General features: G+C 61.7%; 13 protein-coding genes. 6 read left to right on the top strand and 7 right to left on the bottom strand.

Translation table 11 applies throughout. The features are described 5' to 3' along the window. Nucleotides 1–42: 42 nt before the first annotated feature. From H9S92_RS18605 to sppA, 5 genes are all read right to left on the bottom strand, one after another. Nucleotides 43–321, bottom strand: coding sequence for a hypothetical protein (locus tag H9S92_RS18605; protein WP_187468207.1), 279 nt, complete (start codon nucleotides 319–321; stop codon nucleotides 43–45). 331 nt (nucleotides 322–652) lie between these two features. Beyond that, on the bottom strand, nucleotides 653–2,485 hold the full coding sequence (locus H9S92_RS18600; protein WP_187468206.1) for an ABC transporter ATP-binding protein: 1,833 nt from the start codon (nucleotides 2,483–2,485) through the stop codon (nucleotides 653–655). 203 nt (nucleotides 2,486–2,688) lie between these two features. Continuing rightward, a complete protein-coding gene (gene mscL, locus H9S92_RS18595) occupies nucleotides 2,689–3,099 on the bottom strand; it encodes a large-conductance mechanosensitive channel protein MscL (protein ID WP_187468205.1) in 411 nt (136 codons plus the stop codon). 165 nt (nucleotides 3,100–3,264) lie between these two features. Then, nucleotides 3,265–3,696 (bottom strand): DUF4293 domain-containing protein, encoded by a 432-nt coding sequence (locus H9S92_RS18590; protein WP_187468204.1) that lies wholly within the window; start codon nucleotides 3,694–3,696, stop codon nucleotides 3,265–3,267. A gap of 79 nt (nucleotides 3,697–3,775) precedes the next feature. Further along, nucleotides 3,776–5,572 (bottom strand): signal peptide peptidase SppA, encoded by a 1,797-nt coding sequence (gene sppA, locus H9S92_RS18585; protein ID WP_187468203.1) that lies wholly within the window; start codon nucleotides 5,570–5,572, stop codon nucleotides 3,776–3,778. A 284-nt stretch (nucleotides 5,573–5,856) separates the two neighbouring features. On the opposite strand from sppA, the gene H9S92_RS18580 reads away from it, so the two are divergent. Next, a complete protein-coding gene (locus tag H9S92_RS18580) occupies nucleotides 5,857–7,107 on the top strand; it encodes an S-adenosylmethionine:tRNA ribosyltransferase-isomerase (protein ID WP_187468202.1) in 1,251 nt (416 codons plus the stop codon). Nucleotides 7,108–7,288: 181 nt separating this feature from the next. Here H9S92_RS18580 and H9S92_RS18575 read toward each other — a convergent pair whose 3' ends face one another. Beyond that, nucleotides 7,289–8,395: a glycerate kinase gene (locus H9S92_RS18575; RefSeq protein ID WP_187468201.1), complete on the bottom strand. Its 1,107-nt coding sequence runs from the start codon at nucleotides 8,393–8,395 to the stop codon at nucleotides 7,289–7,291. A 215-nt stretch (nucleotides 8,396–8,610) separates the two neighbouring features. Further along, nucleotides 8,611–9,222: a pyridoxamine 5'-phosphate oxidase family protein gene (locus tag H9S92_RS18570; RefSeq protein ID WP_187468200.1), complete on the bottom strand. Its 612-nt coding sequence runs from the start codon at nucleotides 9,220–9,222 to the stop codon at nucleotides 8,611–8,613. Nucleotides 9,223–9,355: 133 nt separating this feature from the next. On the opposite strand from H9S92_RS18570, the gene H9S92_RS18565 reads away from it, so the two are divergent. The 5 genes from H9S92_RS18565 (at nucleotide 9,356) to H9S92_RS18545 (ending at nucleotide 15,262) form a co-directional block, all read left to right on the top strand. Then, nucleotides 9,356–10,804, top strand: coding sequence for an aminotransferase-like domain-containing protein (locus H9S92_RS18565; protein WP_187468199.1), 1,449 nt, complete (start codon nucleotides 9,356–9,358; stop codon nucleotides 10,802–10,804). 185 nt (nucleotides 10,805–10,989) lie between these two features. Then, nucleotides 10,990–12,033, top strand: coding sequence for a GTP 3',8-cyclase MoaA (moaA, locus tag H9S92_RS18560; protein WP_187468198.1), 1,044 nt, complete (start codon nucleotides 10,990–10,992; stop codon nucleotides 12,031–12,033). Nucleotides 12,034–12,073: 40 nt separating this feature from the next. Next, on the top strand, nucleotides 12,074–12,553 hold the full coding sequence (moaC, locus tag H9S92_RS18555) for a cyclic pyranopterin monophosphate synthase MoaC (RefSeq protein WP_187468197.1): 480 nt from the start codon (nucleotides 12,074–12,076) through the stop codon (nucleotides 12,551–12,553). Next, nucleotides 12,550–13,584 (top strand): HesA/MoeB/ThiF family protein, encoded by a 1,035-nt coding sequence (locus H9S92_RS18550; protein WP_187468196.1) that lies wholly within the window; start codon nucleotides 12,550–12,552, stop codon nucleotides 13,582–13,584. The genes moaC and H9S92_RS18550 overlap by 4 nt, the downstream gene beginning before the upstream one ends. Before the next feature lie 385 nt (nucleotides 13,585–13,969). Further along, nucleotides 13,970–15,262, top strand: coding sequence for an APC family permease (locus tag H9S92_RS18545; protein WP_187468195.1), 1,293 nt, complete (start codon nucleotides 13,970–13,972; stop codon nucleotides 15,260–15,262). The last annotated feature ends 705 nt before the right edge of the window (nucleotides 15,263–15,967 follow it).

The following is a 15,967-nucleotide window of genomic DNA, read 5'->3' as shown; positions in this document are numbered from 1 at the left end:
AAGTCCAGAGCCAGGCTCCGGAGATATCCGTTTGCGGTCCGCTCAGTGCAGCGGACCATTATCAGGCCAGTGTTGATGATCCAGCAGGGCATCCTGCGGCAGAAAGCGTTCTAACCAACAAACCGCCGCAGCACCGGGAGGGGGAACCGAAAAAATCTTAGACCAAAGCAGATTTTTCTTCTCTTTCTGCGCCGGTTCGTAGCCAGAAACAACCACAAACAGGGATAGCGGACCCAGGGCCCGCTGCAGAAATGCCAATATATTAATGGCGATGAACCCGGGAAAACCCGAGGATTTGGTAAGACCGGTAATGTTGTTCATTGTGTTATATAAAACGTCTCTCTGACGATAAAAAACCTGCATAAATACCTGCAAAACAGGCGCTTATACTTTCAGTGTGGTTCGCCCTTCAGTCGGCCGGAGCTTTCTTCAAGGCTTTTGTAAAACAAACACTCTAACAGAATTCAATACGATATCCAATTCAACCTGAAGCAAAGGTAATGGATCAACTTCAATTCGCCAAACATTGCCCCTGCGGTGAACCGGCTCAGCTACGAGCAAATCCACTGCTTTGGTTTTGGCCGGGGTGGATAAGACGCACTTTTTTTCGCGGGGACACACCGCTCTCCGGCAGAAAGGGCCAGAAAACAGCTTACTGGTAGCCTTTGGCCTGCAGTTTAAACAGTTCAGCGTAGCGGCCATCGAGGGCCATCAAGGCTTCGTGGGAGCCCATCTCCAAACGCCGGCCGTACTCCAGGAACAGGATCAGGTCTGCCATCCGGACGGTAGAAAAGCGGTGGCTGATGATGACGGCCGACTTCCCGGCAATCAACTCCGTAAAACGCTGGAAGACTTCGTACTCCGCCCGGGCATCCAGGGCGGCGGTGGGCTCATCAAGAATCAGCAACTGGGCATCGCGCATGTAGGCCCGGGCCAGGGCCACCTTCTGCCACTGCCCCCCGCTCAGATCCAGCGCCCCGGCAAAGCGCCGCCCCAGCAGCTGGTCGTAGCCCCCCGGCAAGCCCGCAATCACTTCGGCGGCCAAGGACTTCCGGGCGCTATCCTCAATCCGCTCCGCCACACCCAAATCATTGATCCGCCCCACCGCGATGTTCTCCCGGGCGGAAAGCTGGTAGCGGAAAAAGTCCTGAAAAATAACCCCAACGTTGTCCCGCAAATCCGCCAAACGGTATTCCCGCAAGTCGTGCCCATCCAGCAAAATCCGCCCCGCACTCGGTTCGTAAAGCCGGGCGAGCAACTTCACCAGCGTGGTCTTGCCCGCCCCGTTTTCACCCACCAGGGCCAGCTTGGTACCCGCCGGCAGGGTGAACGACAAGTCTTCAATCGCAAAGGTCTCTGCCCCTGGGTACTGGAAACTGACGCCCTCAAAAACCCAGCCTTCGCGCACGGGCGAGGGGAAGGGCAAGGCATTGGGACCATCGACGATCGACGGTGTAATCTCAAAAAAGTCAAACAAGTCTTGTAAGTACAGCGCATTCTCCCCAATCGTCGCCGCCCGCAAAAGAATGGTCTGCAAGCTCTGCTGCATCCGCCGGAACGCCCCGGCCAGGAAGGTGAGCGTACCCACCGTAATGAGCCCATCTATAGTTTGCAGCAAAATCAACACGTAGGCCCCGTAGTAACTCACCGAGCCAATGCCGCTGAACAAGGCCCCCCACCCCGCCCGGCGGATGCTCAGGTCGCGGTTGAGGTAAAAGTATTTCATCGAAAGGGCCGCAAAACGGTCGGTGATGAAATCCGCCAGGCCAAAAATTTTCACCTCCTTGGCCGTCGTATCGCTGGCCCCGAGGTAGCGCAGGTAGTCCAATTCCCGCCGCTCCGGGGTCCAGCTCCTGGTCAGGCTGTATTTCTGCTGGTTGAAGTAGTTCTCCTGGATGAAGCCGGGAATGACCGCAAAGACGAGCAAAAGAATAAGCCAGGGGTTGAAAGCAATTACACTTCCCCCCAGCACCAGCAAGGTCACGATGCTCTGAAACTGCGCCAGAATCTGGGACATCAACAGCGAGCGACCCGTCGTTTGCTGCCGCGCCCTCTCGAGCTTGTCGTAAAATTCCGGGTTCTCAAACTGGTACAAATCGAGCGTGGCGGCGTGGCGCATCAACTCCACACTGGTGCTGTTGGAGATCAGGTCAGATAGCAGTCCGTCCACCAGGGAAATGCCGCGGGAAAGGAGGTCGGAAACCAGGGCCAGCCCGAATTCCAGCGCCACGAGTTGCCACAATACCGTCGTATCCCCCGCGCCGTCCAGCAGCAACAGCACTTCGTCCACAATCAGTTTGCCGACGTAGAGGATGGCCGCAGGCAGCGAAGCTTCCAGCAGGCGCAGGGCGATGTTGGCCACGGTCAGGCGCGGACTGGCCCGCCAGATCAGCCGTAAAAAAGGGGGGATGTTCCGAAGGGCGGAAAGTTGGTCTCTCCAGGTTTTGTCGGCATTCTCTGCTGCGCCGGCGCGTTGTTTTCCCATGTGCGGGGAACAACGTCCAATGCCGCCAGTTGGTTGGTGCAGCGGCGGGAAATATCCGTTCCCTGCACCTGCGTCCGCGCCCGCTTTATTTTTTTGGGCGCTGCCGCAGGATGCCAGGCAAGTCGTTTAAAAGCAAAGAAAGGCCCGGAGGCCAACGGCCAAAGCCGCCATCCCCGGGCCTTTCTGGTCTTTTCTGCGCAATCCTATTTCTTCAGCAAATCGCGGATCTGGAGCAGAATGTCCTTTTCGCTCGGTCCGGGATCGGGGGCGGGGGCTGCCTCAACTTCCTGCTTGGCCGTGGCCTTGTTATAGGTCCGCACGATCATGAAGAGAATGAAGGCGATGATGAGGAAATCGACCACTTTTTGGATGAACATGCCGTACCGGATGGCGGCTCCTTCGGTGACGGTACCATCGGCGGCCACTTCATCGGCGGCCAGGGCAATTTTCAGGTCGGTGAAATCCACGCCGCCCAGCGCCTGCCCGATGGGGGGCATGAGTACGTCGTTGGTAAATGAAGTAACGATGGCTCCGAAGGCACCGGCGATGATGACCGCCACGGCGAGTTCGAGCACGTTGCCCTTCATGATAAAATCCTTAAACTCCTTTAACATCTTAATTGTGTTGTGTGGTCAGCTGGGTGTTGCCACGGGTGATGAATTCGGCGCTTAAGGTAAGGCAAGGCGCTACACTTCCGCAAGACCGGGCGGAAGCGGGGGCAGTACGGCAAAAAAAGGCGGGCTAAGCAGCAAAAAAAGAGCCTGGAACGAAACGGCCCGCTAGCGCAGACGGTCGGCACTGCGCACCAGTTTCTCGTCTTTGCGGATGTAGTTGCGCGCCAGGAGGCTGAAGATGAGGGCCACGACGGGCAGGGCGATGCCCAGATCGGGCGAGGCACTGGCGGCCGCACTGTCGCTTGACCACAGGAAAGCCCCGTAGCCCGCGCCCAGTACGATGAGGGCGGCGGCGGCCAGGCTGATTTTCATTTGCAGCGGCCGCTGGCGAAACAGGAAAATGCCCGCGAACAACACAACTCCCGCGAGGGCGAATAAGACCATCAGCACGGGGTCATCCAGCAGCGTAAAAGAGCCGTCGGCAAACAATTCGCTATTGGCAACGGGCGCTGCCGTATCCGCAGCGTCGGCCCCAAAAAGACCGAAGCAGGCACCGGATGCCAGAAAGAGGAAGATGGATTGAATCCTTTGGATCATCGCGCACGGGGGGTTATCAGGCGGCAAAGTTAAAACGGTGGTGGGGATTTCGACGATGGAAATCCCCACCACCGTCGCATCAGAAATTAATGATGGCAGGCAGGCGGGCCTGGGGTCCCTGGGCCTGGGTCACGTCGCGGAGCATGAGGAAATGCTGGTAGTGCTGGGGGCCGAGTTGCTCGCGCAGCATCGCTTCGGTCATGCCGCCGCCCAGGGCATCTTCCCCGAGCAGGTCTTCGATGAGTTGTTCGAAGGCGGGCTTGATGCGGGGATAGTGGCCCACCTTGTAGTCTTCGGCAGGCAGGTCCGCCAGGCGGGCGGCACTGCGGATGGCCTCGTCGAGCCCCGCCAGGCGGTCCACCAGGCCAATTTCGAGGGCCCGCGCACCGGTATAAACGCGGCCGCCGGCGATGGCCCGGACGCGGTCAACGGGCAGGTCACGACCTTCCGCCACCCGGTCGAGGAAGGTCTGGTAAACCATTTCGGTGCGTTCCTTGAGCAGGGCTTTTTCTTCGTTGCCCATGCTGCGGAAAGGGCTGAAGGCATTGGAATTGCGGGCCGTATTGACGGTATCGAAGCGGATGCCCAGCTTATCGTTCATCAGCTCCTGGGCGATGGGGAACATCATAAACACGCCAATGGAACCGGTAATCGTGGAAGGCTCGGCAAAGATCGAGTCGGCCCCGGCGGCAATGTAGTAGCCCCCGCTGGCGGCAACGCTGCCCATGCTGACGACGAAAGGCTTGCCCGCCGCCTTGAGCTGTTCGGCCGCGTACCAGATGTTCTCGGAACTGCTGGCGCTGCCCCCACCGCTGTTGATGCGCAAGACCACCGCTTTTACGTCGTCGTCCTCAGCCAGGTCGGCCAGCTCTTTGGCGTACTTTTTGTCGCCAATCTGCCCGAGTTCACCCTTGCCGTCTACCACGGTACCTTCGGCGAAGAGCACGGCTACTTCGCTGTTGCCGCCTCCTTTGAGTTTCTTGAGGCGGGCGGCGTAGTATTTGTCCACGTCAATGGTGTTGAGGTCCTGGTCTTCCGTAAACCCGACGAGCTCGCGCAGGCGGGCGTCGATTTCTCCGCGGCGGCGGACCCCATCAATCAGGCCAGCGATGGTAGCTGCTTCTCCTTTCCAACCCGTCATGTCGTTGGCGTAGGCCCGCAGAGCAGCGGGGTCCAGTTCGCGGGAGGCCGCAATGTCGGTCAGCATATAATTCCACAGGCCATTGAGGTATTCCCGCGTCTGGAGGCGGTTGGAATCGCTGATGGCCGTCAGGCGGTAAGGTTCCGTTGCGCTTTTGAAATTGCCGGCGTAAAAGACCTCCATCCGCACGCCCACTTTATCGAGCAATTCTTTGTAGAAGGGAATCTCGGCACCGATGCCGCGGAAATCAACCACCCCGAGGGGCCCCACGTAGACCTCATCGCCCGCGCTCGCCAGGTAGTAGGCCGATTGGTCGTAGGATGGGGCGAAGCTGACGACAAACTTGCCCGCCGCCCGGAAAGCCGCGAGGGACTCCCGCAACAAGCGCAACTTGGTAAAGCCGCCGGGTTGATACATGCTGTTGAGGTAAATGCCCTTGATGTTGTCGTCCTCGCGAGCTTTGTCAATGGCGCGGACGACGTCGTGGACGCCCAATACCTCATCTTCGGTGAGTTTAAGTCCTTCCCCGAAACTCACATCCAGCGGTTGGTTGCCACTCAGCTCAGGTAAACTGGCCAGATCGAAGGTGAGAATCGAATTGGCCTCCACCGTGGGTTTCTGCTCTCCGGCACTGGCCAGACCCGCGATGGCGGAAATTCCGACGAAAAAAAGGACCCCGAGGGCGAGCAGCGTCCCCAGGCAGGAACCGAAGAGTATCTTAAAGAAGTTGGACATACTGACTAGTCTGGCAATTTGAGTGCGAATAACGCCCCGAGAGGACCACTTGTTAACACCTTTTCGATGAACGCCGCAGTTTCATAGGCAAATGGCGACGAATGAGCCGAAGATCTCGACGAATGCTTCGGTAGTCTGGTAGTTCAGTAGTCTAGTAGTTCAGTAGTTCAGTAGTGTAGTAGTTTTGCGGTGTAGTAGTTCCATAAGTCAAATTACAGGAATTACAATATGAACTACTGAACTATGAACTATGAACTATCGACTATGAACTATCAACTTCGACTATGAAAACCGCGCGGGACATTGCCATTGCCGACTACGATTACGACCTGCCCGACACGCGCATTGCCCGCCACCCGGTACCCGAGCGCGACGCGGCGCGGCAGCTCTACTACCGGGCTGGATCGATCAGCGAGGGCGTTTTTCGCGACCTGCCCAGCCAGCTTCTGGCGGGTACTTTGCTCATCGGCAACCGCACGCGGGTCATCCACGCCCGCTTATTTTTTCCGCTGGAGGAAGGAAAAAGGCCAATTGAAATTTTCTGCCTCGACCCCCTCGTGCCGGTAGATCACGCCATGGCTTTGGGGGCGCGGACGCAGGTGCAGTGGAAGTGCCTGATTGGCGGAAATCGTCGGTGGAAACACGGCAGCCTGCGCCTCGGCCTGGTCGTGAACGGCAGCCCGGTCACGCTGGTCGCCGAACGCCTGGAACGCCTGGACAATACCTTCGCCGTAGCCTTTCACTGGGAGACGGCGGATGCGGAGTTGACCTTCGGGGAAGTGCTCGCGGCGGCGGGTTCATTGCCCCTGCCTCCCTACCTCGGCCGGGAATCGGAGGCGGAAGACGAGGAGCGCTACCAGACCGTTTTCGCCCGGGTGGAAGGCTCGGTGGCGGCACCTACGGCAGGCCTGCACTTCACCCCGGCCGTGCTGGAGTCCCTGGCGGCGGGCGGCGTGGAGTGGCAGGAGTTGACGCTCCACGTGGGGGCGGGCACCTTCAAGCCGGTAGCCTCCCCCACCCTCGGTGGCCACGAGATGCACCGGGAATACTTCGGGGTGACGGCCAGCTTCGTCGACCGCCTGGCGGAGCAACTCGGCAGCGGCCTGCCCGTCGTCAGCGTGGGCACCACTTCCCTGCGCTGCCTGGAAAGCCTTTACTGCCTGGGTGCGCAACTCCTCCTGGCCGATGCCTACGCCCTGGATGCTACCGTGGCCATTGGACAGTGGGCCGCCGAGGATCCCGCCCTGGCCGAAGTCCCCGCCACCGCCGCCTTACAACGCCTGGCTGAAGCCCTCCGCCGGGCAAACCGGCCCCTCCTCAGTGGCTACACGGAGATCTTGCTGTCCCCGGCCTCCGGCGTAAGGGTGGCCGACGGGCTGATTACCAACTTCCACCAACCCCATTCCACCCTCCTGCTGCTCGTGGCCGCCCTCGTGGGCGATGACTGGCGGCGGATCTACGCCTACGCCCTGGAGCACGGCTTCCGCTTCCTGAGCTACGGCGATAGCAGCCTGCTCTGGCAAAACCGCCCCTGAGCCCGCCCCCGGTATTGTCGCGGCTTTAGCCCGACTCTTTGGACCGAAGGTCCTTTTTGCTCATGGAGTTACACGGAGTTTAACATGGAGTCACTTGGAGTTTTTTGAGGGTTTTGTCTGCGGCTTCAGTCAGACCCTAAGACCGAAGTCCCCGACCTAATCAAATAAGAGTACCTCCCATTCAAAGCACCATCCGCGCCCCCAACTCCCCGAGGTAGCGCGCAGCTCCGCGCATAGCGTCCTCAGTTTGGTTGGTGAGAGACATAATTTCTTGCACTTGCTGCACCACGGAGGGGAACTGGACGCTGCCTTCGGTAGCATTCCGCCCTACGACGATGGAACAAGGCTTTTGCTGCTGCACACAAATGTCCAGGACGCCACCGACGACCTTCCCCTGCAAAGACTGTCCATCCAATTGGCCTTCGCCGGTGACGACGTGGTCGGCCCAGGCGATGGCTGCCTCCAGGTGGGTAAGGGCGCTGATGGTTTGGAAGCCGCTGCGAAGTCGGGCGCCGAGAAGGGCCGAAAGCCCGGCCCCGATGCCACCAGCCGCTCCGCCCCCCGGCAATGCGGCGATGTCCGCCCCGTAGTGCTCGGCCAGCAGTTCGCTGAAGGACCGGGTACCCGCCTCCAGGCTTTCGATCGCCTTTGGCCCCGCCCCTTTCTGCGCGGCGTAGGTGTGGGCCGCTCCATGTGGGCCCAGCAAGGGGTTGGTGACGTCGCAGAGCAAGACGATGTTTTTCTCCGCCCAAGGCTGCTCTGCGGGCGGATGGATTTGGCGGATTTTTTGCAGGTTTCCCCCGGAGGGCAGCACGGCCTGTTCTCGCTCATCCGTGAAGCGGAAGCCGAGGGCGGTGGCGATGCCTGTACCGACGTCGTGGGTAGCGCTGCCGCCGAGCAGGAGGAAGATGTTTTGGACGCCGCGCGTGAGGGCGTCCGCCAGCAGCAGGCCAGTACCGTGGGTATTGGTGTTCAAGGGGTTCCGCTCCGTGGGGTTGAGGAGGACGAGTCCACTGGCGCTGGCCACTTCGATGAAGGCGTTATCAGGACCCAGCAGATAAGTGGCGGTGATTGGGCGGCCGAGGGGATCTGCGGAGGGAACGGGGCGGGGCTGAAGGTCGAGGTGCTTACGGAGGATGGCCAGGGTGCCGTCGCCGCCGTCGGCCAGCGGGTGGCAACGCAGGCTGGCCGCTGGGTAGCGCCGGGCGAGGCCGCTGGCAAGGGCCGTGCACACCTCCTGGGCAGAGAGAGAACCTTTGAATTTATCGGGAGCGATGAGGACGTTCATGGGCGGGGAACTGCTGCTTGCGGCCAGGTGCGCGGAATGAGGAGCGCAGTTGCCGGATCAGGGTTTAATCATCCTTATATAGTTGAACCGTAGGCAGGCGAAGTTAGGAGTTGGTCCGCTTTCAACGGCTCCGCTATTTTGAACCCCTCCGGCCAGAAAGGGGGACAGCCCATGAAAGAATCCCGCCCAGCAGGCGTCGCAATCTCGTTACGACCTCACTCCAGGTGCCTGGGAAGGGCAATCCCCCCCGCCTCCGGCCCAGGCTGCGGCCTTCCTCGCTGCGGCTGGATGGGGATCAGCCCCGTCCACAACGGCGCATCATTCTCGGAATCGGAGGGCGGGCCCTGTCGGATCTTCGCCGAAGCTTCCGCGATGGGTACTTTCAGGGCCATGGTTTTGGCCATTTCTTTTTCGGTCATGGGCAGAAGATAATCCCAGCTGCCCGGCACCATTTTCTCGGTCAAGGCCCGGAAGGCCGCGTATTTTTCGGCGGGGTCGTCTACCACCTCGGGTTGGCCCCACAGGACGACGGAACGGTAATTGATGGAATGATTGAAGGCGGTTTTGGCCACCACAATGGCGTCGGCCAGCGTCACGGTGATGCAAACCTCCTCCAGCCCCGCCAGACTGCGAAAAAAGTGACTCCCCACCGAGGCGTGGAAGTACAGGGCATGGTCCAGCCGCAACAGCGACTGCGGAATGCTGCGCACCCGGCCTTCGGAAACAAAGCTCATGGTACAAAACAGGGCCTCGTCCAGGATGGGGTAGATCGTAGCCGCATCGTGGTGGGCGCGCTTGGGATAACGGGAAGGCGTGGTACGGGACATGAAAAAAGAAGTGGGTGAAAAATGGGAAGAAGTGGCGGTGGCTCCCGCGTGGGGCTCCCTACCGACAGCACAAGATTAAGGTGCGGCGGACTACCTTTACTGCCCCATTCTTAGCAAAAAGAGTAGTCCACTTATGTTACTCACCTTCCGCATTGACCGGGAAAGCCCCGTGGCCCACTACCGGCAGTTGGCCGATCAGCTGATCGGGCAGATCCAGCAAGGCTACTTACTGGCGGGTGCCCGCCTGCCGAGCACGCGCTGGCTGGCAAGTTCGCTGGGCATTCACCGCAAGAGCGTGGTACGGGCCTACGAAGAATTACAACTGCAAGACTGGGTAGCCACCCGGACGGGCCGCGGGACTTTCGTAGCCGAGGGCCTCCCCGCCGCGCAGCCCCAGCCCCTGGCGGAATCTGCCTCGCCTGCCCCTGCCCTCTCCTTTCACTTTCCGGCAAGCCACCATCTGATGGCAAGCGACGAAGACTACTCCCTACCCTACCACCTCGACGATGGCTTGCCCGACCCCCGCCTCATTCCGCTGCTGGAGCTGGAACGGGCCCAGCGTACGGCCCTGCGCCGGGGCAACCGCTACCTTCGCCTCAACTACGCCGACCCGCAGGGTTCCCTCGCCCTCCGCGAAGCCTTGGCCGACTACCTGGCCAGCAGTCGCGGCCTCCGCGTGGGCGCGGCCGAAATCCTCATCACCCGCGGCGTCACCCAGGCCTTGTTTCTCTGTCTGGAAGCCCTGTTGCAGCCGGGGGACCGGGTTATCCTACCCGAGCTGAACTGGCCCAACGGCGACCGTTCCTTCCGCTACCACGGCGCAGACATCCTCCGCGCCCGGGTTGATGAACGCGGCCTCGATGTGGAGCACGTCGGGGAACTCCTGGCCGCCCATCCTGGCGTTAAACTCATCTACCTCACGCCCCACCACCAATACCCTACCACCGTCGTCATGCCCGCCGGCCGCCGCATCCAGCTGCTGGAACTGGCCCGCCGCCACGGGGTCTTCGTTTTTGAAGACGATTACGACTACGACTTTCACTACGGCGGCATCCCCATTCTGCCCCTGGCCAGCACCGATCACGGCGGACGGGTGGGCTACGCCGGCTCTTTTACCAAAGCCATTTCTCCTGCCTTCCGACTGGGTTACTTCGTGGGCGACGCGGCCCTGGTGGCCCAAATGAGCCGCATCCGCAGGGTCGTCGACCGTATGGGCGATCCCCTCCTGGAAATGTCGATCCTCGAACTCCTCCGCACCGATATCCTGCCCCGCTCCCTGCGCCGGGCCCGGCTGGTCTACCAAAAGCGCCGCGACCACCTGGCCAACCTGCTCAGCGAGGAACTGCCGGAGACCGTCCGTTTCCGTGTCCCCGACGGCGGCATGGCCATTTGGGCGGAGTTTGACGGGCGCATCCACCTGCCCACCCTGCGGCAACGGGCCCGCACGCTGGGGCTCGGCCTGGCCGGGGGTGCCCAGTACGCCTCCCCCCTCAACGCCACCCGCCTGGGCTTCGCTTCCAGCACTGAAGACGAACTGACGCGGGCGGTGGCTTTGCTGAAGGAGGCGGTAAGAACTGGTTGAGGCGTTGTACGCCGAAGGATTACCTACCCAGCCCGCGATTTACACCTGTGGTTGGCGTGGTCTGGGATAGACGATATTTGATAGGTGATATTTGATTGGGCTCGCGCGAGGTCGAGACGTTTCACGTCGAGGGGTGGCATGAGGGTGCTTGCTGCGACGTAAAACGTCTTGACCTCACCTGACCTTTGAACCAATCCCAGCCCCCAGGCCTTCTCAAGAACACAATCCCCAACTCCGCCACCATCAACGCGCTCTTCGATACCCACGGCCGCCAAACGACTTACCTCCGCCTGGCGGTAACGGACCGCTGCAACCTCCGCTGCCGCTACTGCATGCCCGCCGAAGGCATTGATTTTGCGCCCAGGGACGAACTCCTCAGTTACGAAGAGATCCTGACGCTGGCCGACGTGCTGGCCGGCCTCGGCATTGAGAAAGTGCGCCTGACGGGTGGCGAACCGCTGGCCCGCCGCGACATCGGCCTGCTCGTCCAGGGCCTCGGGCAACGCTTCAGGAAACTGGCCATCACCACCAACGGCATTCTGCTGCCCGGCCAGCTGGATCAACTCATTGCCGACGGGCTGACGAACTACAACCTCAGCCTCGATACGCTCCAGGCCGCTAAATTTGCCCGCATCACCCGCCGCGACGAATTTGCCGCCACCTGGGCCGCCCTCGAAGCCCTCCTGGCCCGGGGCGTCAACACCAAAATCAACGTCGTAGTCATGCAGGGCAGCAACGACGATGAGTTGGCCGACTTCGTTGCCCTCACCGAGCACCGCGCCCTCGACGTGCGCTTCATTGAGGCGATGCCCTTCAACGACGGCGACGGCAACCACCACCTTTTCCTTTCCGCCACCGACATCCTGGCCCGCCTCCGCGAGCGCTACCCTACCCTGGCCCCGGCGCCGGGCGAGGCCAACGCCAGCGCCCTCCACTACCGCGTGCCCGGTTTCCGTGGCGGCGTCGGCATCATCCCCGCCTACAGCCGCAGCCTCTGTGGCTCCTGCAACCGCTTGCGCCTGACGCCCAAGGGCACCCTCCTCAACTGCCTCTATTCCACGCAGGGGCTCGAACTGCGACCCCTCCTCCGCGCTGGTGCCGGGGGCGAAGACCTGGCGGCTTTGATCGTCGATTTCGTCAGGGGGAAACACGCCACGGGCCACGACACCGAACGCATCGAACAGGTTGCGGGGGGGGCTTTTGCCAGCATGACCAGCATCGGCGGCTAGCTTTCCCTCAGTTTTCATCCACCAAAACGCTTCTTCCACCATGGCATTTTCCCACCTGAACCAAGACGGCAAACCCGCGATGGTGGACGTCGGCGACAAAGCCCCGACCACCCGCATCGCCGAGGCCGAAGCTTACGTCGTACTGGGCGAAAAAATCATGGCCGAGCTGACGGCCAATGACTTCGTCGGCAAAAAAGGGGCCATTCTCCAGACGGCCATCCTGGCGGGCACCATGGCCGTGAAGCAGACCTGGTCGGTCATCCCCCTCTGCCACGCCATCCCCATTTACGGCTGCGATCTGACGATTGTGGGCGCGGACGCAGGCGCAGTGAAAGTCACCTGCCGGGTGCGCACGGAAGGTCCGACCGGCGTAGAGATGGAAGCCCTCCACGGCGCTGCGGTGGCGGCATTGACCGTTTACGACATGTGCAAAAGCCTGAGCCACGCCATCCGGATCGAGGGCCTGCAACTGGTCAGCAAATCCGGTGGCAAAAGCGATTACCAAAAGACTGCCGGATGAACACTGAAGACGAGCAACGCTACAGCCGGCAGACCATCCTGCCGGGCTTCGGGGCGGCGGGGCAGGCCAGACTGCGGGCGGCCAGGGTACTCATCGTGGGCTGCGGAGGCCTGGGCGGACCCGTCGCAGCCTACCTGGCCGGGGCGGGCATTGGCCACCTGACTTTGGTGGATGGCGACCTTCCGCACGTCAGCAACCTCCACCGCCAGGTCTTTTTTCACACTGCTGCGCCCGGGACCAAGGCCGAGCAACTGGCCCAGCATTGCCGTTCCCTCAACCCTGGCACCTGCGTCAGCGCCCAAAACGTCTACCTCGGCCCCGCGAACGTTCGAGCCCTGGTGTCTGACGCCGATTTGGTCCTGGACTGCACCGACGACGCGGCCACCAAACACCTGCTCAGCGACGCCTGCGCCCTGCTCGCCACGCCCCTGGTCTACGCCGCCGTGCAGGTTTTTTCCGGCTACGTGGCCCTTTTCCCGAACCGCGGACCGGAGGCCATCCACCTGCGCGACCTCTTCGCTGCGCCTGACCCGACGCTGCCCGACTGCGCAACGACGGGGGTGCTGCCCACGGCGGTCGGCATCGTCGCGCTGCTGCAAACCAACGCGGCCCTGTGCTACCTCCTCGGTATCGGCGATCCGCCCGTGGATGCGCTGCTGACCTACGACGCGCTGACCAACCAGCAGCACCGCCTCAAGATCCGCAAAACCTACTCCGCCCCCCTCTCCCCGCCCTGGCAAGACGCGCCCACCCCCCGCGAAAGCCTGGAGACCGAGGAGGCTGATTTTGGGGCCTACGACGCCGTTTTTTCGCTGCTGACGTCCGCCCAGGAGCCCGCTCTGCCCGCAGGCGTTATCCGGCTGAGCCACCGCGATCCGCTGGGGCAATGCCGGGACAAAATGCAGGCTGGGGGCCGCTACCTGCTCTACTGCCAGACGGGGCAGCGCAGCCTGGTGCTGGCGGCCCAGTTGCGCAGGGCCGACCCTGCGCTGGACGTCCGCAGCCTCCGGGGCGGGCGGGTGCTGCGGTGATCTTTCGCCAAGGTATTGTCGCGGCTTTAGCCCGACTATTTGGACCGCAGGTCCCCAAGGTATTGTCGCGGCTTTAGCCCGACTATTTGGACCGCAGGGCCCCAAGGTATTGTCGCGGCTTTAGCCCGACTATTTGGAACTGCGGTCCTTTTTTGCCCATGCCCATGGAGTTTTGCTTCGCAGTATTTCATGCTCATGGAGTTAAGTATGGAGTTGCATGGAGTTTTGGCAGGTATTGTTGGGGCTTTAGTGCAACCCGGCTGCGACGCAGAGCGTCTGGACCTGAGGGTGACCGGGCAGGATCAGGATCCAGCAAGAAAGTTAAAACAACGTTATCGGCCGGGCGGAAAAGAGGATTTTTCGTAGCCGGAAGGTTAATTGTCCGATGAGTCACCACAACGCAAAAATCGGCTGGCGGAGTGCGGCGGCGCTGGTGCTGGCCAACATGATTGGTACGGGAGCTTTCACTACGCTGGGTTTGCAGTTGGAATGGATTTCCAGCGGCCCGGCGTTACTGCTGCTGTGGGCGGCGGGCGGGCTGGTGGCCTGGTGCGGTGCGGTGAGCTACGCGGAGCTGGGGACGCGGCTGCCGCGGTCGGGGGGGGAGGCCCATTTTCTGGGGGAGATCTTCCACCCGCTCCTCGGTTTTTTGAGTGGCTGGGTGAGTTTGACAGTGGGTTTTGCGGCGGCGGTGGCCCTTTCGGCGATGGCGGTGGGGCATTATTTGGCGGCGTGGACGGGCTGGCCGCCCATGTTAACGGCGGCGGGCAGCATTGTGCTCTTGTCTTTGGCCCACTCGCTGGGCACCCGCCAGTCGAGCCGCCTGCAAAACGTTTTGACGGGCCTTAAACTGCTCGTCGTGCTGGCCCTCGGGGTGGCCGGGGCCTGCCTGCCCGCGCCGGTGCACGCGGAGGTGGACTGGAGTATTCGGAGCGCCGATGTGCTGTGGTCACCGGGGGCGGGCGTGGCCATGATCAGCGTCTTCTACGCCTTTTCGGGTTGGAATGCGGCGGCCTACATCGTCGAAGAGATTGACCAGCCCAGGCGCAACCTGCCCCGGGCGCTGGTGTTGGGGACGCTGCTGGTGAGTGGCTTGTTCTTGCTTTTGCAGTACGGCTTTTTGCGGCAGGCGGGCAGTGCGGCGTTGCGGGGGCAGATTGACGTTGCCCAGGTGGCGGCCGAGGCGATGTTTGGGCCGGCGACGGGGCAGTGGGTGTCAGTATTGATCGGGGTGCTGTTGCTGACGGGCATCTCGGCGATGATCTGGGTGGGTCCGCGCGTGGTGCGGGCCATGGGCGACAGCCACCAGCTCTGGCGGACCTTCGGGGAACTCACGGCAGCGGGCATTCCCCTGCGGGCGACCTGGCTGCAGGGCGGCATCAGTTTGTTTTTGGTGTTCACCAGCAGCTTCGAGCGGGTGCTTTTGTACAGTGGCTTCGTCTTGCAATTGTTCACCTTTCTGGCGGTGGTGGGCCTGCTCGTGTTGCGGGCGCGGACGGCGCGGTCGGCGGGCTACTCCTCGCCGCTTTACCCCTTGCCGCAGCTGGTTTTTCTGGCCTTCAGCGCCTGGTCTTTGGGGTATTTGCTGGTCAACCAGCCCCTGGAAAGCCTGCTGGGGCTGCTGAATGTGGTGGCGGGGTTGGTGGCTTATTTTTTTGACGTCCGGGGGAGCGAATGAGCGAATGCGTGAATGCGTGAATGGCTGCCGCGTAGCGAATGCGTGAATGCGTGAATGCGTGAATGGCTGCCGCGTAGCGAATGAGTGAATGAGTGAATGCGTGAATGGCTGCCGCACGGGGCAGGCTGCCGCGTAGCGAATGCGTGAATGCGTGAATGCGTGAATGGCTGCCGCACGGGACAGGCTGCCGCGTAGCGAATGAGCGAATGCGTGAATGCGTGAATGGCTGCCGCACGGGACAGGCTGCCGCGTAGCGAATGAGCGAATGCGTGAATGCGTGAATGGCTGCCGCACGGGACAGGCTGCCGCGTAGCGAATGCGTGAATGCGTGAATGGCTGCCGCACGGGACAGGCTGCCGCGTAGCGAATGAGCGAATGCGTGAATGCGTGAATGGCTGCCGCACGGGGCAGGCTGCCGCGTAGCGAATGCGTGAATGCGTGAATGCGTGAATGGCTGCCGCACGGGACAGGCTGCCGCGTAGCGAATGAGCGAATGCGTGAATGCGTGAATGGCTGCCGCACGGGACCCGCTGCCGCGTAGCGAATGAGTGAATGAGTGAATGGCTGCCGCACGGGACAGGCTGCCACGTAGCGAATGAGCGAATGCGTGAGGGATAGTTCAATTAAGTGTGTCTGGGTTAGTTATTACTCTATCGCAAGGCGTAGCCTTGCGACGAGCGCGCGATCCGCGCCGCACAGTCGGAG

Origin of the sequence: Neolewinella lacunae, assembly GCF_014349155.1 — a bacterium.
In the GTDB taxonomy this organism is placed as follows: domain Bacteria; phylum Bacteroidota; class Bacteroidia; order Chitinophagales; family Saprospiraceae; genus Neolewinella; species Neolewinella lacunae.
The sequence above is the reverse complement of the archived record's forward strand: the minus strand, read 5'-3'. Positions and strand labels throughout refer to the sequence as shown.